Below are 25,869 nucleotides of genomic sequence, written 5' to 3' on the forward strand. Positions count from 1 at the left end.
CTTAGCCTTTTTGTTCGCGCAATACTTAGTATTTTTGAAAACTTTTTAAAAATAGCACATGAAATATTTCAAATTATTTATCCTGTTTATCTGTATTCAGGCTACCGCTCAACAAGGTGGTATGTGGATTCCTTCTCTTTTAGAAGGCATGAACGAAGCAGAAATAACAAGTTTAGGTGGTAAACTATCAGCTAAAGACATTTACGATGTTAATCAATCAAGCCTTAAAGATGCCATTGCACATTTTAATGGCGGCTGTACCAGTGAGGTCATTTCCCCGAAAGGACTAATTTTAACCAATCACCACTGTGGTTTTAGTCAAATTCAATCACATTCTTCATTAGAAAACGATTACCTGAAAAATGGGTTCTGGGCTATGGATTACGATGAAGAATTACCGAATGAAGGTTTATTTGTTGAATTTATTGTTCGTATCGAAGATGTGACCAGTCAGGTTCTGGCGGGCGTAACTAAAAATATGACTGAAAAAGAAAAGCAGTCATTAATCGACAAAAACAGCAACACTTTACAAACTAAAGTTGAGAAAGAAAGCTGGCAAGACACCAAAGTTAAGTCGTTTTATAATGGCAACCAGTACTTTTTATTTGTTACCGAGCGTTTCGACGACGTTCGTTTAGTGGGTGCTCCACCTTCGAGCATTGGTAAATTTGGTAGCGACACCGATAACTGGGTTTTCCCAAGACATACAGGCGACTTTTCTATTTTTAGAATTTACGCCGATAAAAACAACCGTCCGGCAAAATACAGTAAAGACAACGTACCTTACAAGCCTAAACATTTCTTACCTGTATCTCTAGATGGTATTGAAGAAAACGATTTCACTATGGTATTTGGTTTCCCGGGTAAAACCGAAGAATATTTGCCAGCCGTAGCTATCGAGCACATTACACAAGAATTTAATCCAAGTAATATTGCGATTCGCGAAGCGGCTTTAGGCGTTATCAATGCAAATATGAAAGCCAGCGACGAGGTTCGAATTAAATACGCTGCAAAACAAGCTTCTATTGCCAACTATTGGAAAAAATGGGTTGGTGAGAATTTAGGTATCGAAAAATCGAATGCCATTGCTAAACGCAGAGCCTTTGAAGAAAAATTTAAAAAAGCTCTAAAAAAGAAAGACCTGGAAGACGAATACGGACACATTCTTACCGACTTTGAAAGCCAATACGAAAGCTTTGCCGACGTAAATATCATGCGTCGAAATTTTATTGAAGTGTTTTTAACAACTAACGAATTGATGCAAATGACGTTTAGATCATATCAGTTCGAACAAACCATTGCTAGAAATCCTTCCGTTTTAGAAAAAGCCAAAGCTTCCATAGAAGGAACACTTAAAAAAATTCACAAAAACTACGATGCCAATGTAGACAAAGGTATTTTCGAAGTTGTAATGCCTTTATACAAAAAAGACCATGTAAATGCTTCAATTTATGAACATACAGCATTCACCAATTTAGATCAGGCTTTAGCTTTATTCGAAGGATCGGTAGAAGAGGTGTTACAAAAACTAAATAGCGATGCTGCTTATGCCTATGCAAAGCCTATTATTCAGGAATTTTATTCTAAAATAAACCCTGAATTTGAAGAGAAAAACTTAGCTATTTCGGCATTACAAACCGAGTACATGACGGCTTTAATGACTGCTTTACCAGACGAGCGTTATTTCCCTGATGCCAACAGTACCCTTCGTGTAACATATGGCAAAGTTAAAGGCTATGCCCCTCGCGATGCCGTTTATTACAACCACATTAGTTACTTAGATGGTATTTTGGAAAAATACGTTCCAGGCGATTACGAGTTTGATGTTCCTGAAAAACTAATTGAATTATACAACAACAAAGACTTCGGAAAATATGCCGATAACAACGGTAAAATGCCAGTATGTTTTATAGGAACAAATCATACAACCGGAGGAAATTCAGGTAGTCCTGTACTTGATGCTTACGGTAATTTAATTGGTTTAAATTTCGATCGAGTTTGGGAAGGTACCATGAGCGACATGAATTACGACCCGGATATTTGCCGAAACATCATGGTCGATGCGCGTTACGTGTTATTTATAGTTGATAAATACGCCAATGCCAAAAGACTTATTAAAGAAATGAAATTAGTTCATCCTAAAAAATAAGATGTAAGGAGAATTAATTAAAAACTAAAAAGCGAATCAATTATTTGATTCGCTTTTTCATTTCTTCTACAATATTATAAGCTGCCGGACAAATCGCGACATTTTTAATAGTCAAATTTGATATTTGCTGAAACTTCTTTCTATCGGTATGCGGATATTCACGACAGGCTTTCGGGCGCACGTCATAAATCATACAATAATTATCTGCATCTAAAAACGTACAAGGTACGCTTTGTAAAACATAATCGTTATCACTATCTATTCGTAAATACTGATTGATAAACTGCTGCGGTTTCATTTTAAAAAACTTAGAAATACGCTCAATATCTTTATCTGTAAATAAAGGCCCGGTTGTTTTACAGCAATTAGCACACTGCAAACAGTCGGTACGCTGAAACTCCTCATCATGCAGCTCCTGCATAATATAATCTAAATCCTTTGGTGGCTTACTTTTTAGCTTCTTAAAGAATTTCTTGTTCTCGTTTTGCTTATCTTTGGCGAGCTTTGGAAGATTTTTAATAATGTCTTGCATAGTGCAAAAATACGACTTTGAACGAGATGTTGAATCTCATATCCCATCAACTTATGAAGGATTTATTCGGAAAGGCCTTATTAGACTTCCAAAACGGAAATTACACTGAAGATATCATTACCTCAACAAGCATTTCAGATGAAGATGAATTGCCTATTCCTTACCTGTTTAGAAGCTATAAAGATATGCCTAAACTGGAACAAAAAGCATTACAATTTACTAAAGGCAAAACCTTAGATGTGGGTTGCGGTGCAGGAAGTCATAGTTTGTATTTACAAGAAATAGGAATAGACGTTAAAGCGATTGATATTTCAGAAGGTGCAATTACCGTTGTTAAAAAACGTGGTGTTTTAAAAGCTGAAGTAAAAGACATTTTAGATGAAACCGAAACTTTTGATACCATTTTATTACTTATGAATGGTACCGGAATTTTTCAGCAGGCTTCTCAGGTTTCAAAATATTTAGAACACTTAAAAAGCTTACTAAACCCAAACGGACAAATTTTAATTGATTCTTCAGATATTAAATATATGTATGAAGATGAAGAAGACGGCGGATTCTGGATTGACACCAATGCTGAATATTACGGTGAACTGGATTATTATTTAAGCTATAAAGGTGAAGACGAAGACCCTATGAAATGGCTTTATCTTGACTTCAATAATTTAAAAATGACCTGTAAATCTGTCGGTTTAAGCTGTGGATTGGTTTTAGAAGGCGAACATTTCGATTATCTGGCTAGAATAAAATACGAATAAAAAAAGCACCGTAATCACGGTGCTTTTCGACTAACACTTTGATTAGCTTGCTAATCAATTTTAAACTCTAAGATTTTAAATCTTTACCTTGTGCCATTTCAATCATTGCGGATAACTCTGCAACCATAGCATCAATGCCCCCTTTAAAACCAACAACTTTAAATCTAAGGTTTCCTTTAGGGTCTATTACTACTTTTGTTGGTATACCTGTTACACCAAAAGCATTAGCTGCCTGGTTTCTTCTTGTTTCTGCATTTCTATAATCCATATACAAATCAAAATCATAATTATTCTCACTCAAATAATTTTTAGCCAAGGTTAAAGGGTCTTTATCTTTCTCGAAAGTATGTACAAATAAAAACATGACATCTTTATCGTTTTTATATTTATTAGCTGCAGCTTTCATCCCCGGGAATGATGCCTTGCAAGGCCCACACCAGGTAGCCCAAAAATCAACAACCAAGGTTTTTCCCTTTAAATCTTCGTTAGTCACATCATTACCGTATACATCTTTTAATGTAAAACTTGGCGAAGGCTCATTAATCACGATTTCTTTTAAATGATTAAGAATTTCATCATTCATTTTATTCATTAATCCATCTAAATAGGTGTCGTAATCGGTGTTACCTAATGCGGTATACGCAGTTTTTAAGTACGCTTTAGTCTCTTCGGTTGCTTTACCATTAATTACCGATTTTTCTAATGCAGGTAAAGCATCTTCGTAACTACCACATTTGGCCAACATCGTTGCATAACTTAGACTTACCCCTGTAGATTTATCACCTGACTCACTTATTAATTCATGAATAACCTGAATGGCATCATTTTTCTTCCCTTCTTGATAAAAAGCCTCAGCTAAACTATATTTCAATCTTTTGTTTAATTGGCCATCTTTCATCCATAATTGATTATTGGACTTGCCGTGGTTTGTTTGTAACTTGTTTATTTCAGACTGAATTAATTCTGATAGCTTTAAATCCACTTTTGATTTGTCCTCCCCCCTAGTAATAAGGTCTAAAGCGAAGTATCTCATTTGGTTTGACTCATCCATTTGTTGTTGATAAGTAATGGCTTCCTTATAATTTTTTATATCAACCTGAAACTTAATCATGGAATAATAAGCACCATCGAAATTTTGATCTGGGAATTTTTCTAGAGCTTCGTTAAGAAGTCTGATTTTCTCCTCCGGATTGTTTTCACCTATTATTTCAGAAGAAGCCTTACGCGAAGCATAATACCCTCTAGGGAATTTATCTACGGCCTTATCTATAGTCTCGTAAGTTTTTACTTTATCTTTTTGAGCATTATAGTAAATAACAACTTTTTTAAAGTCTTCTTCGTTTTTACTCTTTAAAAGCTGCTTAATTGTTTTACTGGCATCATCTGGTTCTAATTGTTTTAATTGTTCTTGTGTTATTGAGCCTGTATTTTTTGTTGATGAACATCCAATTACCAATATTGCAACGAGTCCTAATATTAAATATTTCTTTTTCATAATTTTGTTTATTATTCTACAAATTCACTTTGTGAAAGATTTATCATGGCAGACAATTCTGCAACCATACTATCTATATTCCTTTTAAATCCTACAACCTTAAATCTTATATTTCCATTAGGATCTATAACCACTTTTGTTGGAATTCCAGTAATTCCAAAAGCATTTGCCGCCTGATTTTTTTTAGTTTCTTTATTTTTACAATCCATAAACAACTCGAAATCGTATTGATTTTCACTTAAATAGTTTTTAGCCAATGTTAATGGATTATGATCCTTTTCAAACGTGTGTACAAATAAAAATTTAACACTATCATCGTTTTTGTATTTGTTTACTGCGGCTTGCATTCCAGGAAACGATTGTTTACAAGGACCACACCATGTAGCCCAAAAATCTATTATTAAAGTTTTTCCTTTTAAATCTTTATTTGTTACATCGTTACCATTTTTGTCTTTTAATATAAAATCTGGTGCAGGTTCATTTATCCTTATGTCATTTACGTGACTTAATATGTTTGAATTCATTTGATTAATTAACCCTTTGAAATAAAGATTGAAATCAGTTTTTCCAGTTGCCTTATAGGCTTGTTCTAAATAATGTTTTATTTCATCTGTGCTTTTACCTTCAATTATTGCATTTTCCAACACAGGTAACACTTCATTATAACTACCACATTTTGCCAACAAAATTGCATACTGTAAACTCAAACCTTTTACTGTACTTTCTTCACGTCTTAACTCTTGAATAACTTCAATTGAATGTTTATTATCTCCAACCTCGTAATAAGCTTTTGCCAGTTGAAACTTTAACATCCTTAATAGAGAGTCTTCATTTTTTTGATTTTTCTTAGTTGACCTCAGAATTTCACTAAATGCCGATATATCAGATTTCAGATAATTAATTTTATCTATCTTGCCTTCAGACTTATTTAAAATACTAATTAACAAATAGTACCGCGTTCGACTTGTTTTTATCATTTCTTGTTGATATTCCAAAGCCTCTTTACACATATCTTTATCAAGAAAAAATTTTATGAAGGCAAAGTAAACAACGTCAAAATTATGAGCAGGAAAATTTGCTTTCAGCTCTTCTAAACCTTTCTTTTTTAATTCAAGGTCTGTTTCTAATACAAAAGCTCCAGAACTTTGGCTAAAAGCATAATAACCCTGAGGAAATTTTTCAATAGCCTTATTTTTTACTTCATAATATTTTTTTGTATCCTTTTTAAAATTATAATACTTAACAACCTTTTCAAAATCCTTTTCGTCTTCACTCTTCAAGAGGTGTTTTATGTTTATTTCGGCCTCTTTTAAGTTCATTTGATTTAATTGTTCCTGAGTAATCTCACCTACCTTTTTTGATGAAGAACACCCTAAACTTATTATTGTAGTAAGTCCTAAAACTAAATGTATATTCCTCATAACTCACCTATTCTTCAAGCCCTAATAATGCGTCAAATTGATTTCTTAATAATTCGTTTGAAGGTCTTAAGGCATCGGTTGAGATAATTTTTCCTTCTTTATCAAATAATAAAAAGCGTGGTATTGCAGTAATATCGTAGTTTTTGGCAATTCCAGAACTAAATGCGTTATCCGCCATTAATTGAATACCTCCTAACTTCTCATTCTTAACGAAGTCTTTCCATTTTTGTTGGTCTTTTAATTTATCAACCGATACACTTAAAAACACTATATCCTGCCCCTGGTAGTCGTGCTCTAATTTCTTTAAATGTGGAATTTCTCCTTTACATGGTCCGCACCAGGTTGCCCAAACATCTACATAAACAAACTTTCCTCGAAAGTCTGAAAACGACACTGGTTTACCGTTAACATCGTTATAAGTAAACTCATATCCAGCCTGCCCTTTGTTTGTATGCATTTGTTTTTCAAATTGCAAAATATAGTTTTTACTTTCTTCAGATGTTAAATACTTATAAAGTGGAGGAATAACAACTTCATATTCTTCTGGTTTTAACCTTAAGCTCTTCAGAGATTCTAAAACAAATACTTCAGTTAATTCGTCTCCTGAAACATGCTTAATTTCGTTGTTAATAACATCTACTCTCGCTGGCTTTTCTCCTGAATTATATCTATAATAATAGCAATAGCCTAACATCCATTTTACCCCATTATCAAGTTTTAAAATATCCGGGTTAGAAAATTTAACACCATCGGTATACAACTCGGCGTATAGAGCTGGTCTATTATCTTTTTTAGGATGTGCTATTCGTGGCAGTCTAAAGAAAAAGAAAGCTTCAGACTCATAATCTGCCTGAACAGCCAGCTTTAAAAGATCGTTAAACGCTTGATCTTTCGTGTTAATAGAGTTTTTAAAATCTTCAACCATTTTCTGACCTTCATTTTCTAAAAAAGGAAAAAAATCCTCATAGGTTTTCATCGCAGTAATTCGGTTATACCCTCTAAATTTATTAACCATATTATTTGCTTCCTGAACCAAACTATTGTATCCGTTATTTTTACCTAAAAGTTCGTAGGATTCCTCATTTACGTCTACCTTAATTTCCAGACCTTCTTCCAGGTAAAAGCGAATGACTTGTCCTCTAAGGTTATTATTATATTGTCCATAGTCTAAATAATAAAACCCTGGCTCTATAATTAATAATTGGAACGCAAAATCGCCATTTGCATTTATAGTTGTTGTTGTGTGCTCTGCTAATTGCCCATTTACCACATGATGTAATGTTATTTTGTTTGTTTTAGACTCAAAACTTAAATGTCCGTTTATGGTTGCTGTACTTGTTTTTGACCTAGCTTGTACTACGTTTAACATAAACATGCAGCAAGCCAACACATAAATAATTTGTTTTTTCATTATATTTTTGGTTTTAATAATTTTGTTTTAAATTAATTAAATACGTTTCTGCTTCACATAAACCAACCTTATTAATACACAAATTAGTGGTTGACTTAGGAATGTAGATTTCCATTACACTTTGTATAAAGTGTTTAAAATTGAATAAATTAAAGATTAATTTTATCTGAATAAAAAAAGAAGAAAAGAGAAGAGAAACTTCTCCTTTCTTCTAAATATAACTTTTAACGTTTACGGTAAGAAGCACTCACTATTTTACCAAAACCATCAAATCTTGTAGATAATTCTAAATCACCATTAACTGGTGGTACAATGTAACGCTCTACAGCTCCGTTTTGTGTAGCATCATCGTAAGTATATACGTGTAATTGCTTAACAACACTACTTGGCACATTACCTTTATTTTCAAATTTCATTAATGTTATTTCTTCCGATCCTTTATCTAAAACCACTTTTGATTGTTTTAAACTAAAATCGTACTCGTAAACTTTACTTCCATCATTATAAAACAGATAACCAAATTCAGGGCTAATAGCGAAATCTTTAGACTGTGCCATAACCTGTGCAACTTCGGTTGGAATTTCTTCGTAATATACCTGCTTAACACTTCCTGTTATACCAACAGACATTCTGGCTAAATACATCTTAGAATCTGCCGGGTCTTTAAGTATAGCGTGTACTTCACCACCATTATATTCGGTACGGGTCATATAAACCAAATCTTTACCCGTATTATAATCGAATAACGTCCCTTCAGGTAATAAACTACAGCTTTGCTGGTTATAGGTATGTTTTAAGAAACGTTGGTTATCTTCATCGTAAACAATATCAATAAATAATAAACACTCGGCAATATAAGGCGACGCCTTAAAGGTTTGTGCTTCACTTACCACAATATTTATAGGCACAGAATATCTAAACCCCAGTACTCTTAAATAGTAATACAAATTACCATCTTTACCCATTATAGAGCAATTAGATCCAAAAGAAGTTATATTTATAAAATCTGCTCCCAAATCTGTAGGTACACTTAAATCCATCATCTCATAAGACAAATAATACTCTGGTTTCCAATCGAAAGTATCAGGATGGATTTTTGTTGTTCCTGTACCTTCAGAAGTCACGTAAATTCCATAAAAACCGTACTCATAAGGATAACAGTACACAAATTTTGGCGCACCTTCTAACTTAAGTGATGATCCTGAATACGCTAACACATCATTAATAGACTTGTATTCCCCATTAATTAGTGATAACATATCTAAACGCGCCGTACCATTATCGTTGCAAAGTAACATGTACCCTTCGTAAATTGTACTGGCTACGCTTAAATCGAAATCTGTTTTCCATTGTACACCTGTTTTTTTATCGGTTACGCGATAATGAATGGTATATTCTCCAGGTGGAATTTGAACAGCTTCCATTATTAAATTTTTATCTGTTCCGAGAGCCACATCTTTTTCAGAGGCTATTAATTGTCCTCCTAATTTTATACCAATCCATTCGTATTCATAATCATCTTCGTTGCCAATTTCATCTTTGGTAAAGCTAAGCTCTGGTCGCACCTCGAAAGGCTCCCCTAAAAGGGCGCTGTAACTTTCTTCGATATTTCCAAAAATCACTTCATTTATATCGGTATAATCGTAATTACCCAAATCTTCAGAACAAGATTGCATTAGGCAAACACTTAAAACGAGTACTGCTAAATATTTTATTTTGTTTATCATAATCTGCGTTTTTTAATTTTGAACATTAGGTCCCATAATCATTGGGGTTCCATCATCTTCTAAAATAGGTTCTCCTGCTTTTTCCCTTTCGTTTAAATAACGTTGTGTATAAAGTCCTTGATATTTCATCAAATCGTATTCGTATCCATCGGTAGTTTCATAAAAATCTAAGGGAATTCCAAAAAGTTCAGTTAATAAAATCATTTTCTTAGCCGAAAAATCTCCTAAATAATACCAGTACCAAAATTTTGGCGTTCGTAAAATATCGTTGATGGTTAACTGAAATACTGAAAAGCTTCTTTTCTCCTGGGTTAAAGGGTCGATAACTTCGTCTTTCATATCTACTGAAAAGTCTCCACCTTCTACAAGTTCTAAAACTAGAGTGTATGAATTCTCTTTCATATCTGAAGTTCTATAAAATGTAATAGGGATAACATCGGAAGCTTTGTTCGCTCCAAAAATTATTTTTTCCGGCAAATCGAAATGTACACCTTGTTTGGCTGTACTATTTGCCCCAATATTTACTTTTATTTCTCGATCGTAATCTACAACTTTACCTTGCACTGAAACTTTTAAGTTAAAAACTGTTTCAGTTATTTCGGCAGGCTGAAAAGCAAATGTATTCCCCAGACTATCTGGATAAACCGTTGCCCCTTCTAATCTAACCCCTTCAACAGGCCAGGTATAATAAATATTATCCTTTGCACTATACGTATTTAAAGTGTCTTCATCGCATGCCATTGTAAAACAACTCAAGCACACTGCTGTTATATATAGAATGATTTTTTTCATATAAATTGTTTTTAACTCTATTGGTATTTTAATTCAGACTCTGGTAATGGGACCACATAAGATTCAGGTGTCATTGTTACAAACGATCTTGATGAGTTTGAATTGGCATTTGTTATTTTCTCTATGTTAAGTCTTTTGTAATAGAAAAATATTTGTCCTTCACCATAAAATTCTCTCATGTACTCTTTTTGAATTTCAGCCTGAATATCTACACCTGCCTCTACATCTATTAAACCTCTATTATATCTAACTGTATTTAAATACTCTAAAGCTTTAGTTTCATCGGTTTCTGTTTCTGCCAAAATATAATACATCTCTGATTTTCTGATTAAAGGCTGCATATACCTAAAGTTCATACGACTTTCGGCTACATCGGCAAATTTGTAGAAGGTTTTAAAAGTAATTTCACCTGAAGTTGGTCTAATCCATGTTGAATTGTAACGATAATCGTTTTCATTATCTTCAAACAACTGAGTTAAACGCGCTTCGCTATAATACAATACAGACGTTGCTCTTAATTTATCTGAAAACAAAGCATCATGTCTTCTGTAAAGTTCAACATTCTGTGGCCCAAAAATAACTTCCTTAGAAAAAACACGATCTGGATCTCCACCTGCCGAAATAATAGCTGCTGGTGCCGTCCATGGGAAAGTCGCGGCAGTTTCATCGATAACAAACTTTGCTGCTGTATAAGCTTCCTCTGTATTTCCTGCATACAAATTTACTCTGGCCTGAAGTGCTTTTACCGCATAATAATTAAAACGTAGTTGTCTCACGTTATAATCGTAATTCGATGATGGAGGCGTACTACCTATAATGGCATCATTAGCTAAGAATTCTTCTGCCATATCTAAATCTGCCAGTACCAAATTAATGACTTCGGTTGCCGATAACAATTCTCCGTTTTCAGCCTTAGCTTCAGTATAATACGGAATGGCAATATTATCTGGGTTTAAACTATAAACAGGACCAAAAATTCGTAATAAATCAAAATGAATCATGGCGCGAAGCCCATAGGCTTCTCCTTTATAAAGCTGAGATGTCTCTTCATTTAAAACATTATACTTATCAATGTTCGTAATTAAGTCGTTTAAATTAAGAATAGCATTATACGCGTTTGTCCAGATACCTTCGAAAGCACCTCTAACACTTCCGTTAGAATAATTATAGGTTCTAAAAGGTGTATAGTACGAATCTGTTCTTGGAAATGTATAACGTTGTCCCAGCACTTCCATGGTACTCATTGTTAATCTTCCTCCATATAATGGTTCTGAAGTTAATTTATGATAGACCCCGTTAAGTTGATTATTAATACCTGCTTCGGTACTGTAAAGCTGCGATTCCAACAACTTATCTTCAGGTGTAACATCTAAGTAATCACTACAGGCTGTAAATGCCCCTATCATTACTATACATGTTATTTTATTTAAGATGTTTTTCATAATATTTTTATAGTTTACTTATTAAAATGTTGCGTTAATACTAAACGATACCGAACGTGCAAAAGGATAATCTATACCTCTTTCTGCTAATACCGAAGACACTCTAAATATATTGTTCATGTATGCGTTAAAACGTAACGATTTCATTCCGATAGCCTCAATCCAGCCTTTATTTGTTGCTCTATATCCAAAATTGATAGACTCACCAATGATGACATTCTCATCTTGTACAAATCGTGAAGAAATTGGCACTGAATCGGTATCTGAAATATCTTTGAATTGAGCCAGGTCTCCAGGCTGTTGCCATCTATCGTAAAGTGCTCTTTTATCCTGGTTGTTAATAACGCCCCAATAACCAATATTTTCTACCTTATTAAATAGGGCATTGTTAAATTGTTGACCACCAAAACGGTATCTTAAATTTACACCAAGGGTGAATCCTTTAAGACTAACAAAATTACTAAACACACCTTCAAACGTTGGTCTTGAATTTCCAACTACCACTTCGTCTTGGTAATCATAATCGAAAGTGGTTTGTCCGTTTTTCTTTAAAAACACTTCTTTACCTGTTGCAGGGTCGATACCCATAGATGGTACTGCCCATATATCGTCTGGGCTATAACCGTCTCTGTATCTTAATAAAGAGCCACTTGCAATAGCATCTTCATCTAAATCCTGAAGTTTGTTTCCAAAACCATCGTATTCTGTTTTAGCGGTAGCTCCTGTTAAACCAACACGCCACATAAAGTCTTTTTGGGTATTGTTAATCACTTTATAATTTATAAGTGCTTCAAAACCTCTAACTTCTAATCGACCTACATTTAATGGGTAACCTACAAGACCTGTTGATGATGCTAAACTAACTGGCACAATTAACGGATCGGTATTTTTTCTATACAAGTTAAACTGTCCGTCTAACCTATTGTTAAATAGACCAAAATCTAAACCTAAGTTGGTATCGTAGGTACGTTGCCATTCCAGATTAGCGTTTGCAAAAGTCACCAGCTCTGTCCCTACACCAAGTATATTAATAGTATTTCCGTAAGCATATACAGATGTTGAAGCAACACTACCTAAATTTTGATTACCTGTATAACCAAAGGTTTGTTTTAAACGTAATAAGTTTATAGTATTAGAATTAAATCCTTTTTCATTATGAATATTCCAACCAAAACCTGCCGACCAGAATGGCGAAAATTGTTCGTTAGACCCAAAAGCTGTTGATCCATCTAAACGATAGTTAAAATCTACTAAATAACGTTTGTCATAAGAATAATTTAAAGATCCCATAACGTTATTACGACGGTATTTTCTTGTTGAATAGCTAGGTTTTGAATCGGGACTATAGCTAAATGAGAAACTAGGGTTAGGATTTGCTCCCGCTGGAAATCCTACAGCTTTAGTACCATAAACCTCATTATTTTGTTCTTCAATTTCAGTTCTAAAGTTAACGGTTAAACTGTGCTTTTCTGCAAAAACATTGTTATAAACTAACATCGCATTAGCCATATAACTAAAAGCCTGAGTTTCTGTATTGTTGTAAGTTCCTTTTTCGAAAAAACTATTATCGTCAAATCTTGGATCTTCCGGATCGACAAATACTTCTCTTTCTGTTAAAGACTTTCTTACTTGAAGCCCTCCTTGCAATCTTAATTTTGAAGTAAGATCTATAATCGCCCCAAAGTTATTTTGGATGCTAAACCCGTTCGTTTGATCGCTACTATTTAATAATGTTTGATATAACGGATTTACCAAATCACCTCGTAGTGAATTATCTAAATATCGTGTAATTTCACCAAACTCATTATATTTTCTATAGTAAGGATTAGCATTGGCAAAATTTGAAAATGAACCATAATTAGATTCTTCGGCTTGATACCCACTTACATATAATCTATTAGATATATTCACTTTACCATTACGATAAATTAAATCGACATTACCTCCCCAGGTATCACGACCAGAACCTTTCATAACACCTTGACCATCGCGATAGTTAAATCCTGCATTAAAACGAAGTGCTTCAGAACCTCCACTTCCTGTAACAGAATGCCTTTGCGATACCGCTGTACGAACCGGCTCACTTAACCAATAGGTATCAACCCCCCTAAGGATATCGGCTAACCTTTCGTTATATAATTCATCATATCTTATTTGTACTTGCATATCTGGTATATAATAAGTCCACATACCTGCTAAGCGCTCATATTCTAATTTCTCTGTTGAATTCATTAAGTTATAATCACTTAAATCTGGAACCTCTACAGTAAAATCACCCGTATAACTTACTTGAATTTGACCTTCTCTGGGTTTAATCGTTTCTACAACAACAACACCATTTGCAGCTTTAGAACCATATAAAGCAGTAGAAGCAGCATCTTTTAAAATAGTAATGGAAGCCACACGGTTCATATCTAAATCTACAATGGTACGGAGGTTGGTTTCAAATCCATCTAAAATAAATAAAGGACTGTTTGGATCGGCTCCATACTCGTCTCTTAAGTCTTCGTTAGAAATACTCGTTTTCCCTCTTACCTCAATGTTTGGCAGCACATTAGGGTTAGATCCCTGAAGATTATTCTCGAGAACTATAAAGGAAGGGTCTAATGTTTTTAAACTTTCTATTACATTAACATTACCAATAGCTTTAAGTTCTTCTCCACTTACAGTATTTACTGCTCCTGTGTAGGTATCTTTTTTACGCTCTACAATACCCGTAACAACGACCTCATCTAAAGCCGAGATATCTTCGGAAAGCTTGACAGTTATACTTTTTTGATTTTCGTAAACTAATTCTTGAGATTTAAAACCAACATAGCTAAATACCAGCGTTTGTCCCTTTTCAACTATAATCTTATAATTACCATCAAAATCGGTACTAACACCTTTTTTGGTTTCTTTTACTAAAACAGTTACTCCCGGTAAAGGCTGACCGATTTCATCGGTAACCACACCACTAACCAGGGTTCCCTGTTGTATTTCTTCCACTGGTACAATTAAATATAAGCCGTTACTTTGCTCTTCTAATCTGAAACCAGCACCTATTAAAGATGTAACAATTACTTCTACATCAGTATCAACAAATTCTACATTAACAATTCTATTAATATCTAACTCATCATCACTATAAAAGAAATCGATATTAGCCTTATCCCCAACTGTTCTTAAGGCTTCATGGAGAGTAACGCCATTGAGATTTAATGTGATTTTTTGTGAAAATGCAAAAGCACCGATATTGAATAAAATAATAAACAAGTACATTGATCGCCTCATAATGCTTAGAATTTGTGGCATGAATCGCCTGAGAAGAAAATACGTTTCTCTTGAAAAGTTTTTTTTCATACATTTACGTGTTAAAATTGGTTAATTATTTTTAGTCACTTAGTTAATCAACAGCATTTTACAACCGGTTGATACTGCCAATATCAATCGGTTTTTTTTCACTGTTATTTTTTCAATATTTTCACTTCAATAGTCTTATTTTGGTTTTTATATGCTTTATAATCTATTCGTGCTGTTTTTGCAATCATATCCATTAAGCTTCTCAACTCATTATCCTTTCGAGCAACCCCAGTAAATACCACTTTTTTAATTTTGTCTTCCTCAAAATTCACTTTAAAATCATACCATCTGCCTAATTTTTTTAGTATGTTTTCCAGTGGTTCGTGTTCGAAATAAAATTTACCATCTTTCCATGATGTATAGTTTCTAACACTTATTTTTTGGTTTAATTGAATATGATTGTTTCCTTTTATGTAATAACCTTGCTGATTTGGCTCTAACACAATACTACCAGCGTGTTGAGATGTTAACTCTACTTTTCCTTCTACCAAAGTTGTTGCGAAAAATTCGTCATCATCGTATGCACTTACATTAAAAGAAGTACCTAAAACAGTAACATTTAACGTATTTGTTTTAACAATAAACTTCTTATCACTTTTAACCACATCAAAATAAGCTTCCCCAGACAATTCAACTTCTCTGGTGTTTCCTGTAAAAGCTTCTGGATAGGTAATTGATGATGCCGAATTCACCCAAACTTTGGTTCCGTCCGGTAATACCACACTATAAATTCCACCATGTGGCACATGTAAGGTATTATAACCTACCGAAGCTAAAGCTTCTTGATTTGATTCTTTATATTCAAGAACGTTATCTTTATTTTGAATAGAACTTACTCCATTGGTTTGAATACTCTCATTTTTATGTGAATCTAAAGCGATTTCGGTACCATCAGCCAAAATCAAGGTCGCTTGAGAATACCCTGGTTTAATTTCATTTAATATTTCCTGAGATACTTTCTGTTCTTGCTCTGAAGCTCGATTTTGCCAATAAAAAGTTACCCCAAGAAGGATAACCACAACAGCTGCATACTTTAATACGCTTTTAATTTGTCTTACCCTGCTAGATTTTTTAATCTTTTGTTGAAGTTGATTGAAATTTTTATCGGTATTTAAAGATTGATAAAATTCATATTTATCGCTCAATTTGTTTTGATTGCAAATTTCGTTGTACAACTTGGAAGCTTCTTCATTCTGCAGCCAGGTATCAAGCTCTGCTTGTTCCGTCGATTCTATAGTCCCCATTAGAGATTTACTAATCAACTCGGCAATTTTATATTTTGAATACAATTTTCTGCTCATATTTAGTTCACTAAAACATTATCAATTTATTAATAATACAATGTTTTTATAGTAAGAGTAAAATAAATACGGAATGGGTGGAAAAAATTTTTAAAAAATTTGTGTTTTTAACAAAATTGATAAATAAATCACAACAAATGATTGATCTTTTAAGCTTCGTTTAAGAAGCTCAATAGCCCTTGATCTCTGAGATTTAACAGTATTTACTGTAATATCCATCTCTGCTGCGATATCTTTATATTTTATACCATCAATACAAGACATTTTGAATACTTTTTTGCATTTTTCTGGCAATTCCTCAACAGCCTTCATCAAAATAGCATGAGTTTCTTCTTCGATGATAAACTGATCTTCCTGAGAAAGCAACTCGGTATTTACAGCCTCTAATGGTATTTCTTTATAGTTATTTCTAAGATAAGCATAACACCTGTTTTTTACCATAGTGTACAGGTAAGACTTTAAATCTTTTATGTTTTGCAGGTCCTTTCTTCTCTCCCATAAATACAGCATGCATTCCTCCACAACCTCTTCTGCAACAAATTGATCGTTTACATATTTTAAACTAAATGAAAGTAATCGTGGATACATGGAATAATATATCCCTTTGAATGATTTTGCTGTAATTTCTGAATTTTCAGCTATCAAGTTAAATTAGTTTATAGAATTAAGGCTTTTGTTAAAAATTTAATAAATATAAATTTTCTTTTATTAAAACAAAGTGTCAATCTAACATTTTTAAAAGATAAAAATCCAGGTGGACAAAATAACACAAAAACCCTTACAAACACAAAAGCCTGCGACTCATCGCAGGCTTCTTTGAGTATATGAAAAAGTTTTTTTTAAAAATCGAATTTATAAGTTGCTCCGGCCAAGGCCTGAAAACTTTGTACCGGGAAGTTTTGCCAACGTTGATAACCTTGACTCACCATATTATTCATTTTAGCAAAAATGGAAAGCTGTTCTGTGATATGATAACCTACATGAGCGTTAGCATCAAAATAGCCATCTAAACTAATTGTTATCGGTGTTGAATTTACAAGTGGATCGGCAACGTAATATTGATCCTTACGTTTACCTACAAAATAAATATTAGCTCCTGCAAACCATTTTTCATCTATCTGGTAATCTAAGAACAACGAACCTTTAAAATCTGGCAAGTTCCAGGCCTCCTCCTCGTTATTAGTTGAATATGCGAAATACTGTCCTTTCAACGATGCCGTAAAGTTTCGATTTAGGTCGACACTTAATTCTCCAGATACACCAAACGATTTCATATCATCGTAAACAACACCAAAAGAATTTCCGTAAGAATAATTCATTTGATTTTCTGTTTGAATAGCATTGTTTTTAAATAAGGCTTTACTCTTATCTGAAATATAGTGGCCGGCAAACTTATAGCTCATATTACTGGTAACTTTTCCTTTTATTCCAGCAAATGCATTATATAACTGATCGGTAGGCTGAACAAATAATGTGGGAGACACAAACGAATTTTCTTTAGCAAAATCGTAATATGAATTTTGTTGTAAGTCACCTTGAATTCCCCCATATGCAATTAACACCTCACTTACCAATCTGTAACTTGCCGAAATATTTGGATAAATAAACAGTTTATTATCGCTGGCTTCAATATCGCTCATAAAATAAACAGACACCCCCAAATCTAAAGTTAAATCGTCTTGTTTTAACTGATAGGTTGGCGACAAGCCTATTTGAAAATTACTATATTTTATTTCTTCTTCCAGATTATAACTTCTATCGAAACGCCCCCCTAGATAATCAATTTTAAGTTCGGTTGCTATTTCTTCATAATTAATAGGAATATCGGCTTTACCAGTTAAAACAAAGCGATTTTCACCAGACCCCATATTATCTCCAAAATGCCTGAACAACGCAGTTCCTGAGTTTAAATAGGTATCTTCAAAGGTGATGTCTCCGCCAACATAAGCATTATTAAATTTATGATCTACCTGAATACCGTCAAGCTGCACCTGATCGATCTGAGATTCTGGAACACCATACCAATTATAGTTTTGATGCTGGAAGCCTCCTTCCAATTTCCAGGACATGTATCGTAAACGCGAAGCATAATTCACGTTGATTTTAGAATCTGAAAAATTATCATCTAAAACAAGATCGGCAATTCCTCCACCAGAAGAATGATGGCTAAAATACCCTCCTACGGTTTCAGTTCTACTTAACGCATGGTTTACATACAACTCACCTATAAGTGTTGTATAAGAGCCTACACCCAAAGTAGCATAATTATCAAATAATTTTATTGGTTTAGCCTTTTCAATACCTTCTGCCTTCCCCTTTGCCGGTGTGAATGTTGAAGCTACCGGAAATGAAAAAATATTATATTTAATATCCTTTTTAGTTTCGGTAGTTTTATCATCTAAAGTTGGCACTTCCTTCACCTTAAACGCATCGGAAATTGTTGGTGTATACGGTTTAACTACATCAATAACTCCTGTGTTTAAAGTATCTTTCGGGTTATTTTGTGAAAATGCTGCCACACCTGTAAAGGTTACCGCAGCAGTTAAAATATGTTTGATTTGCTTTCGCATAAGTTCTTGTTTTCGTTTTTAGATTTCGGGGTTAATTACCTTCAGGTTGAACAGACGAATTGGTTTTGGCCTCATTTGCCTTTATAGCCCTTAATTCTTTACTTGCTTCTTCTGCCACATCGTCAAACTCTTTAAAGTTTTCAATCACACTTTCTAAAATATAAGTCGCCTGAAAAGCATCGTTTAGCTGATAAAAATTCTTTGCCATTAACACCAAACCTTTGGCACTATAATACTTATACCCTGAATAATCTTTAGCCAATTTTTGCACCGCAACATTTGAAGCTTCATAACTACCTGACTTATTTTTAAAGTAAGCATTATAGTAAAGAGCTTCGGCTGCTGTTTCGCCGGTGGCCACAGCTTCAACCTGTGCATATGCCGTTTTAGCCTTAGCTTCATTACCCGTTTTCATCGCTGATCGTGCAATAATAATATGGGCATCACCCTGAATTTTATTATCAATCTTAGAATTCGACAATACCTTTTCGGCATAAGAAACGGCTTCATTATAATGCTCTAACTGGTAATTAGCTTTCATTAAATTCGATTGTGCAAACACGACATTTTGAGGCAAGCTGGCCTCACTCTCTAAACGCTCAAGTAAAGGCATGGCCTTGTTCCAATCTTTTTGTTCTAAATAATATTGTGATAATCTAGAAAGTGCAACTTCTGTAAATTCATTTTGTGGCACACCAACAACATACTCGTAATGAGGTGCTGCATTAGCCGATAAATTTTGTTTGTAGTACAACTGAGCCACATAAAAATGCGATTGCAACACATGTAATCCGTTAGGGAACTGATTTAAATACCCATTGAATTGTTTAATAGCCTTATCGGCATTATTATCTAAATATTGTTTTTCGGCTGCCTCATAGGTTGCATTGTCTAAATCGGCATCGGTAACCTCTACATAATTTAAGGTTTTTACCCAACTTGCGTATTCATCAACACGTCCCATATCTATGTAAATAAGTCGTGCTGTCGCTACCGCCTGAACGGCTTCAGGTGCCCCTTCATATTCCGCTGCCACTTTTTTAAACTTAGTTAAAGCCTGTTCGTTTTGGTTTCCATTATAATAAACTAACCCTTGGCGCAATAATGATTTTGGCACAAACGAGCTCATTCGGTATTCCGAATTTAATCGATCGTAAGCACGCATCGCTTTATCCGATTGATTCACCTTAACCAAAGTATTACCTAATTCGTACATGGCATCGTCACGTAATTTAGACTTTGGATAAGCTGAAATAAATTCTTCAAGTTCGCTAATCTTTTTAGAATCTTTACCTATATATCCTGCACTAATCGCTTTTTGAAAGAAGGCGTAATCCGATTCAATAGCGTTTAATTTAATGGCACTTTCGTAGGCGTTAATAGCATTCTGATAGCTACTTGACACAAAAAACGCATCTCCCAAACGTAGATATGCATCATTCAACCTTACATTATCGCGCTGCTTTGTTGCAGCAATAAAGGAACTGAAAAACTTCGCAGACTGATCGTAACTTTTAAGTTTAAAATAGGTATAAGCTAAATTGTAATCAATATTTTCATACTCAGGTGTTGTCGTTGCTCCACTTTGTTGTTTAAACTGCTTAAAACCCACTAAAGCAAGATCATAATTTGTTAAATTATAATCTGTTTCGGCTTTCCAGAATGTTGCTCTGGCTGTGTAATTGGCATCACGTGGTTCTTTAAGAGATGATTCAAACATCTTCTGAGCTTCCAAAAACTGATTATCGTTATACAATTCCAAACCACGATAAAATGCTACTTTTTGATATGCCACTTTATTTTCAAAACTATTTTTCCCTTCTAATAAACGCAGAGCTTCCTGATAATTTTTAGAAGTAATATATGAATCGATCAATAAAGTTTCTATTTCTTCACGTTGTGTCGATTTCGGATATTTGTCTAAATACCCGGTTAACACCTGAGGTGCCGACTGATACGCATTACCAATCTCGTAGCTAATTTTGGCATAATTTAAATAGGCATCTTCCTGAATTTTTAAATCGAAATCCATTTGAGACGCATTTCTGAAAGCATTTAATGCCTCCTGCTTTTTACCTAATTTTATGTAGCTTTCTCCTAAATGATAATATGCATTTTGGGCAATGCTGTTGGTTCCACCAATAATTTTATTGAATTCTGAAACCGCATTTTCGTAATCCCCTTGCTTATAATACGCGTAACCTAACTGATAAAAATCGGTATTATTCCACTTCCCTTTTTTACCCTTATAGGCTTTTAAATATGGGATGGCTTCTGCATATTGTTCAAGGTTGAAATAACTCTCTCCTATAATTTTTGAAAGTTCGGAAACCTCATCCCGATTACTCTTTTTCAACTGAGCTTTAGCTAAATCGATAGCCTTCTGAAAATTCCCAAGTTTGAAATTTAAATCGGCCTGATAATACGACAGCTTTTCTTTGTAACGCTCCTGGTCACTAACCTGATCGAAGTACTGATTCGCTTGTTTATAATCGTCTCCTTCATAAGCCATATACCCAATGTAATATTTAGCCTGAGAGCCATATTCTTTAGAGCTTTCTACACGCGACAAATACTTTCTGGCATCACCATATTGCTTTGCTGCAAAAGCTGAATATCCGTTATTAAAATAAAACTTTTCTTTATCGCTGTAAGCAAGACCACCTTCATCTACTTTATCATACCACTTCCTGGCATAAGCATATTTTCCGTTGGCAAAATAATAATCGGCTACATCTAAATAGGCGGTATTTCTTTTGGTACTTGTTGGGTAGTCTTCAACAAAACGCTCTACAAGTTTATCGGCATTTTGCTGATTTAAACGCACAGCACAATTGGCAATGTAATAGGTACAATCAGACTGTAAACCTTCTTCTTTATGCTGCTTCTTAACATTACTAAATAATGCCTGAGCTGCCATATACTGTTGATTATTATAAAGCGACAAAGCCTTTTGATAATCTACTAAATCGCTGGTATACACAGCCGATTGTTGTGCTGAAATCTGATAGCTTATTCCGAGGGCCATCAAAAGAGAAACACTATTTATTTTAATCATTAACGATTCGTTTTTTTAATTTAAAATCAAAGATAATTTATATAAAAGGTATAACGCAATAATCGTGCTATAATTATAAACCGACTTATTAAAAATTGAAAAATAACGAGAGATAATCAGCGTTTTAACTTATAGCCAAAAAACTTTTTAAACATTAATTTTTAAGTTTCAACTTATAAATAATACATTTACAACACATAAAAACTTTTCATTTAAAACCTATGTCAAATCCTATTTTACAATTAAAAGATGCTTCTATATTTCAGGGAGAGAGTTTAGTACTATCTAACATAAACGTTGAAATAAATAAAGGAGATTTTGTTTACTTAATTGGAAAAACAGGAACTGGTAAAAGTAGTTTTATGAAAACACTATATGGAGATTTACCACTTACCAAAGGTGAAGGACATATTGTAGATTTTAACCTGAATGGTTTAAAAGAGAAAGACATCCCTTATTTACGTAGAAAACTTGGTGTCGTTTTTCAGGATTTTAAACTTCTAACAGATCGTACTGTTAATGATAATTTACTATTTGTTTTAAAAGCAACTGGCTGGAAAGACAAGCAAGAGATGACTAACAGAATTGAAGAAGTTTTAACCAAAGTTGGCATGAGTACAAAAGGCTTTAAGTTTCCACACGAATTATCGGGCGGGGAACAACAACGCATTGCCATTGCAAGAGCATTACTTAATAATCCTGAGCTTATTCTTGCCGATGAACCTACAGGAAATCTAGATCCGCAAACGAGTATTGAGGTGATGGAAGTGCTTCAGGATATCAACAAAAATGGCAACACTATTTTAATGGCTACCCACGATTATGCGTTGTTATTGAAATACCCAAGCAAGACCTTAAAATGTGACGAGAATCAGGTGTATGAAGTGGTGCAAAGGAAGGGGTAGTTTATGTATGACTTCATTAAAAACAGCATTGCAGCTTTAATTCCAAAAAAATTACTTTTTGAAAATGAATTGTTTTTTAGATCGGTTTATAGTTTATTATATTTAGGCAATAACCATACATGTAATATTTGCAATTATAAACTACGTAAATTTATTAGACTAAAGAATGGAGATTTGCTATGTCCGTCTTGCGGTAGTTTGTCACGAAACCGACGCTTATGGAAACTATTAAATGACAACCACCACATAACAGGTAATATTCTTCATTTTTCACCATCAAGAAGCCTGTATAGAAACCTTAAAAAAATTGAATCCCTTTCATATTTCAGCACAGATTATGAAGATGAATTTTTAGCTGAATATAAATTTGATATTACAGATATCAACCAAGAAAACTCTAAATTTGACACCATTATATGTTATCACATTTTAGAACATATCGTTGATGATCTAAAAGCCATGAAAGAGCTCTACAGAGTTTTAAATTCAACAGGAACAATTTATATTCAAACCCCTTTTAAAGATGGTGATATTTATGAAGACGTATCCGTTGTTACTCCTGAAGAAAGAAATATTCACTTCGGACAACATGATCATGTAAGAGTTTATTCAATTAAAGGTCTTAAATTAAGATTGGAACAAACAGGTTTTAAAGTTAAAGTTATTAATTTCTTAAAAACTGATGATGACGTTATTTACGGCTTTCTTTCTCCTGAAACAACTCTAATCGTAACAAAGTAAATGCTATCAATTTTAATCCCTACATATAATTACAATGTATATCCGCTTGCTTGTCAATTGGAAAAACAAGCTCTTGAGTGCAACATAGAGTTCGAAATAATATGTATTGATGATGGCTCTCAATCTGACCTGAATAAAGACAATAACAAAATCAACCAACTACATAATTCAAGATTTAAAACGCTTTCTGAAAATGTTGGCTTAAGTAATAATCGAAATATACTTGCCGATGCTTCAAAATACAATTTACTTTTATTTGTAGATGGAGATTCATTACTTCCAAATAACAATTATATTTCAAATTATATTGAAGCTATAAAAAAAGATACAGATGTTGTGTACGGTGGAAGAATTCATCCAAAAACTGTATCCTCATCAAGAAAACTGCGATGGAAATATGGAACATACAGGGAAGACACAACCTCTACCCAAAGAAATAAAAACATTTATAAATCTACACTTTTTAATAACACTTTAATAAAAAAAGAGATTTTTAACAAAATTGGTTTTGATAAAACCATTAAGGAATATGGGCATGAAGACACCATATTTGCATTTAACTTAAAAAAACATCATGCTTCGGTGTACCACATTGACAATCCAGTTCTGCATAACGACGTAGACTTAAATACTGTATACTATGTTAAAACGCAAAAAGCTTTAAATAACTTAAATTCAATATATCGAACAGGAATTATCGACCCCAACTTTGTAACCTTTTTAAACATTTTTATATCCTTAAAAAAGTTTAAATTAAATTATCTTTTTGCAGGATTTCACGTTATTTTCGATGGTCTCTTAAAATACAATTTAATTTCAAGGCGACCATATCTTTTCTTATTTGACCTTTTTAGAATTACCTACTTTTCATATATTAATCTAAAAAAATAATGCCATTCTTTTCAGTAATAATCCCTCTATTCAACAAGGAAGACAACATAACAAAAACATTAAATAGTGTTATTAATCAAACCTTTACTGATTTTGAGGTTATAATTATTAATGATGGCTCCACAGATTCTAGTCTAAGCAAAGTACAAGAAATCAGTGATAAAAGATTTAAAATTATAAATCAGGAAAATTCAGGAGCGTCAACGGCGAGAAACAATGGTATAAGCTTATCACAAGGAAATTACATAGCCCTCCTAGATGCTGATGATTTTTGGCACACAAACCATCTTGAAGAATTAAAAAAGCAAATTCATTTATTTCCTGATGCAGGTTTATATTGCAATAATTATGAAATAGAATTCAAGAACAAAACTATTAAACCTGCGCTATTTAATTTTAATTATAGCTCTTCTCCTATTATTATAAAAGACTATTTTAAAAGTAGCATTATAAATTCTGTAGCCTGGACTTCTGCAGTGGCTTTCAAAAAAACATCATTTTTAGCAATCGGTGCTTTCAATTCTAAATTTGAAATCGCCGAAGATATAGATTTATGGATTCGATTTGCTCTTAAATATGACGTTTGTTTCAACCCCAGAATAACGATGATCTACAAAAAAAACATAGAAAACAGTTTATCCAAATATGAAAGAAATGAGATACGCTATAATTTTATAAACAACTATCGTTCATATGAACTGGAAAATAAATCATTAAAACTATATCTTGATGTAAATAGATATGCTGTTGCTTTAAGATGTAAAATGAATAACGAAAAACAACTTTATGAAAAGTTGAAATCTGAAATAGATTTTAATAATATTAATCTAAAGCAAAAAGTATTATTACATTGCCCCAATAATATTCTAAGACTCATAAAAAAAATTCAGAGTATTCTTTTAGAAAACAACATCTATTTAAGCGCCTACAAATAATTTAAAGTCACTATAATTCCTAATATAGTCATTTTCATTAAAAACATCAGACGCCAACACTAAGCATACAGATCCAGATGAAAAATTCTCCAATTCTCTCCAGACGCCAGTTGGAATTAACAACCCAATATTTGGTTTATTGAGCATTACTTTTTTCTTCTCAAAACCATTATCTAAAACAACCTCAAAGCTTCCGCTTAGAGCAATTAACAATTCCAATTGCTCTTTATGCGCATGTCCCCCTCGATACGCATCGCTAGGCACATCATACAGATAATATACTCTCTTAATATCGAAAGGGACACCATCCTTCTCTATAACGGATAAGTTTCCTCTACCTTTTTCATCAATAATTTTAGGAATTTCTATTAAACTAAATGTATTCTTTTCAATATGCAT

General features: G+C 33.4%; 19 protein-coding genes. 6 read left to right on the top strand and 13 right to left on the bottom strand.

Features of this window, described 5'->3' with window-relative positions:
• Positions 1-58: 58 nt before the first annotated feature.
• The gene (locus tag R1X58_RS01920; protein ID WP_240571662.1) at positions 59-2,149 is read left to right on the top strand and encodes a S46 family peptidase; all 2,091 of its coding nucleotides are present in this window, start codon (positions 59-61) and stop codon (positions 2,147-2,149) included.
• A 40-nt stretch (positions 2,150-2,189) separates the two neighbouring features.
• On the opposite strand, the gene R1X58_RS01925 is transcribed toward R1X58_RS01920, so the two are convergent.
• Complete coding sequence (locus R1X58_RS01925; RefSeq protein WP_240571664.1) at positions 2,190-2,681, bottom strand: YkgJ family cysteine cluster protein; 492 nt, start codon at positions 2,679-2,681, stop codon at positions 2,190-2,192.
• A gap of 53 nt (positions 2,682-2,734) precedes the next feature.
• On the opposite strand from R1X58_RS01925, the gene R1X58_RS01930 reads away from it, so the two are divergent.
• Positions 2,735-3,439, top strand: coding sequence for a class I SAM-dependent methyltransferase (locus tag R1X58_RS01930; RefSeq protein ID WP_240571665.1), 705 nt, complete (start codon positions 2,735-2,737; stop codon positions 3,437-3,439).
• Positions 3,440-3,506: 67 nt separating this feature from the next.
• Here the strand turns inward: R1X58_RS01930 and R1X58_RS01935 are convergent, their stop codons facing one another.
• The 11 genes from R1X58_RS01935 to R1X58_RS01985 form a co-directional block, all read right to left on the bottom strand.
• Positions 3,507-4,934 (bottom strand): redoxin domain-containing protein, encoded by a 1,428-nt coding sequence (locus R1X58_RS01935; RefSeq protein WP_240571666.1) that lies wholly within the window; start codon positions 4,932-4,934, stop codon positions 3,507-3,509.
• Between the two features lie 11 nt (positions 4,935-4,945).
• Positions 4,946-6,355 carry a TlpA disulfide reductase family protein gene (locus R1X58_RS01940; protein WP_240571667.1) on the bottom strand — a complete coding sequence of 470 codons (1,410 nt, stop codon included), beginning with the start codon at positions 6,353-6,355 and terminating at the stop codon, positions 4,946-4,948.
• A 7-nt stretch (positions 6,356-6,362) separates the two neighbouring features.
• Positions 6,363-7,766, bottom strand: coding sequence for a TlpA family protein disulfide reductase (locus R1X58_RS01945; protein WP_240571668.1), 1,404 nt, complete (start codon positions 7,764-7,766; stop codon positions 6,363-6,365).
• A 224-nt stretch (positions 7,767-7,990) separates the two neighbouring features.
• Positions 7,991-9,493: a PKD-like family lipoprotein gene (locus R1X58_RS01950; RefSeq protein WP_240571669.1), complete on the bottom strand. Its 1,503-nt coding sequence runs from the start codon at positions 9,491-9,493 to the stop codon at positions 7,991-7,993.
• 12 nt (positions 9,494-9,505) lie between these two features.
• The gene (locus R1X58_RS01955) at positions 9,506-10,285 is read right to left on the bottom strand and encodes a DUF4843 domain-containing protein (protein ID WP_240571670.1); all 780 of its coding nucleotides are present in this window, start codon (positions 10,283-10,285) and stop codon (positions 9,506-9,508) included.
• Between the two features lie 17 nt (positions 10,286-10,302).
• Complete coding sequence (locus R1X58_RS01960; protein WP_240571672.1) at positions 10,303-11,727, bottom strand: RagB/SusD family nutrient uptake outer membrane protein; 1,425 nt, start codon at positions 11,725-11,727, stop codon at positions 10,303-10,305.
• 21 nt (positions 11,728-11,748) lie between these two features.
• The gene (locus tag R1X58_RS01965; protein WP_240571674.1) at positions 11,749-15,000 is read right to left on the bottom strand and encodes a SusC/RagA family TonB-linked outer membrane protein; all 3,252 of its coding nucleotides are present in this window, start codon (positions 14,998-15,000) and stop codon (positions 11,749-11,751) included.
• Between the two features lie 173 nt (positions 15,001-15,173).
• Complete coding sequence (locus R1X58_RS01970) at positions 15,174-16,370, bottom strand: FecR family protein (RefSeq protein WP_240571675.1); 1,197 nt, start codon at positions 16,368-16,370, stop codon at positions 15,174-15,176.
• Positions 16,371-16,460: 90 nt separating this feature from the next.
• Complete coding sequence (locus R1X58_RS01975) at positions 16,461-17,015, bottom strand: RNA polymerase sigma-70 factor (RefSeq protein ID WP_240571678.1); 555 nt, start codon at positions 17,013-17,015, stop codon at positions 16,461-16,463.
• Between the two features lie 194 nt (positions 17,016-17,209).
• Positions 17,210-18,940 (bottom strand): porin family protein, encoded by a 1,731-nt coding sequence (locus R1X58_RS01980; RefSeq protein ID WP_240571680.1) that lies wholly within the window; start codon positions 18,938-18,940, stop codon positions 17,210-17,212.
• A 31-nt stretch (positions 18,941-18,971) separates the two neighbouring features.
• Positions 18,972-21,998, bottom strand: a complete 3,027-nt coding sequence (locus tag R1X58_RS01985; RefSeq protein ID WP_240571682.1) for a tetratricopeptide repeat protein — start codon at positions 21,996-21,998, stop codon at positions 18,972-18,974.
• A 221-nt stretch (positions 21,999-22,219) separates the two neighbouring features.
• Between R1X58_RS01985 and R1X58_RS01990 the strand changes: the two genes are divergently transcribed.
• From R1X58_RS01990 to R1X58_RS02005, 4 genes are read left to right on the top strand one after another with little or no spacing between them, the layout of a single operon-like run.
• Positions 22,220-22,903 (top strand): cell division ATP-binding protein FtsE, encoded by a 684-nt coding sequence (locus R1X58_RS01990; protein ID WP_240571684.1) that lies wholly within the window; start codon positions 22,220-22,222, stop codon positions 22,901-22,903.
• A 3-nt stretch (positions 22,904-22,906) separates the two neighbouring features.
• Positions 22,907-23,644, top strand: coding sequence for a class I SAM-dependent methyltransferase (locus R1X58_RS01995; RefSeq protein ID WP_240571685.1), 738 nt, complete (start codon positions 22,907-22,909; stop codon positions 23,642-23,644).
• On the top strand, positions 23,645-24,535 hold the full coding sequence (locus R1X58_RS02000; protein ID WP_240571686.1) for a glycosyltransferase family 2 protein: 891 nt from the start codon (positions 23,645-23,647) through the stop codon (positions 24,533-24,535).
• Positions 24,535-25,470 carry a glycosyltransferase family 2 protein gene (locus R1X58_RS02005; protein ID WP_240571687.1) on the top strand — a complete coding sequence of 312 codons (936 nt, stop codon included), beginning with the start codon at positions 24,535-24,537 and terminating at the stop codon, positions 25,468-25,470. The genes R1X58_RS02000 and R1X58_RS02005 overlap by 1 nt, the downstream gene beginning before the upstream one ends.
• Here the strand turns inward: R1X58_RS02005 and R1X58_RS02010 are convergent.
• A complete protein-coding gene (locus R1X58_RS02010; protein ID WP_240571688.1) occupies positions 25,453-25,869 on the bottom strand; it encodes a sugar 3,4-ketoisomerase in 417 nt (138 codons plus the stop codon). The two genes, R1X58_RS02005 and R1X58_RS02010, sit on opposite strands and share 18 nt — an antisense overlap.

The sequence above is a fragment of the Aestuariibaculum lutulentum genome, from assembly GCF_032926325.1.
In the GTDB taxonomy this organism is placed as follows: domain Bacteria; phylum Bacteroidota; class Bacteroidia; order Flavobacteriales; family Flavobacteriaceae; genus Aestuariibaculum; species Aestuariibaculum lutulentum.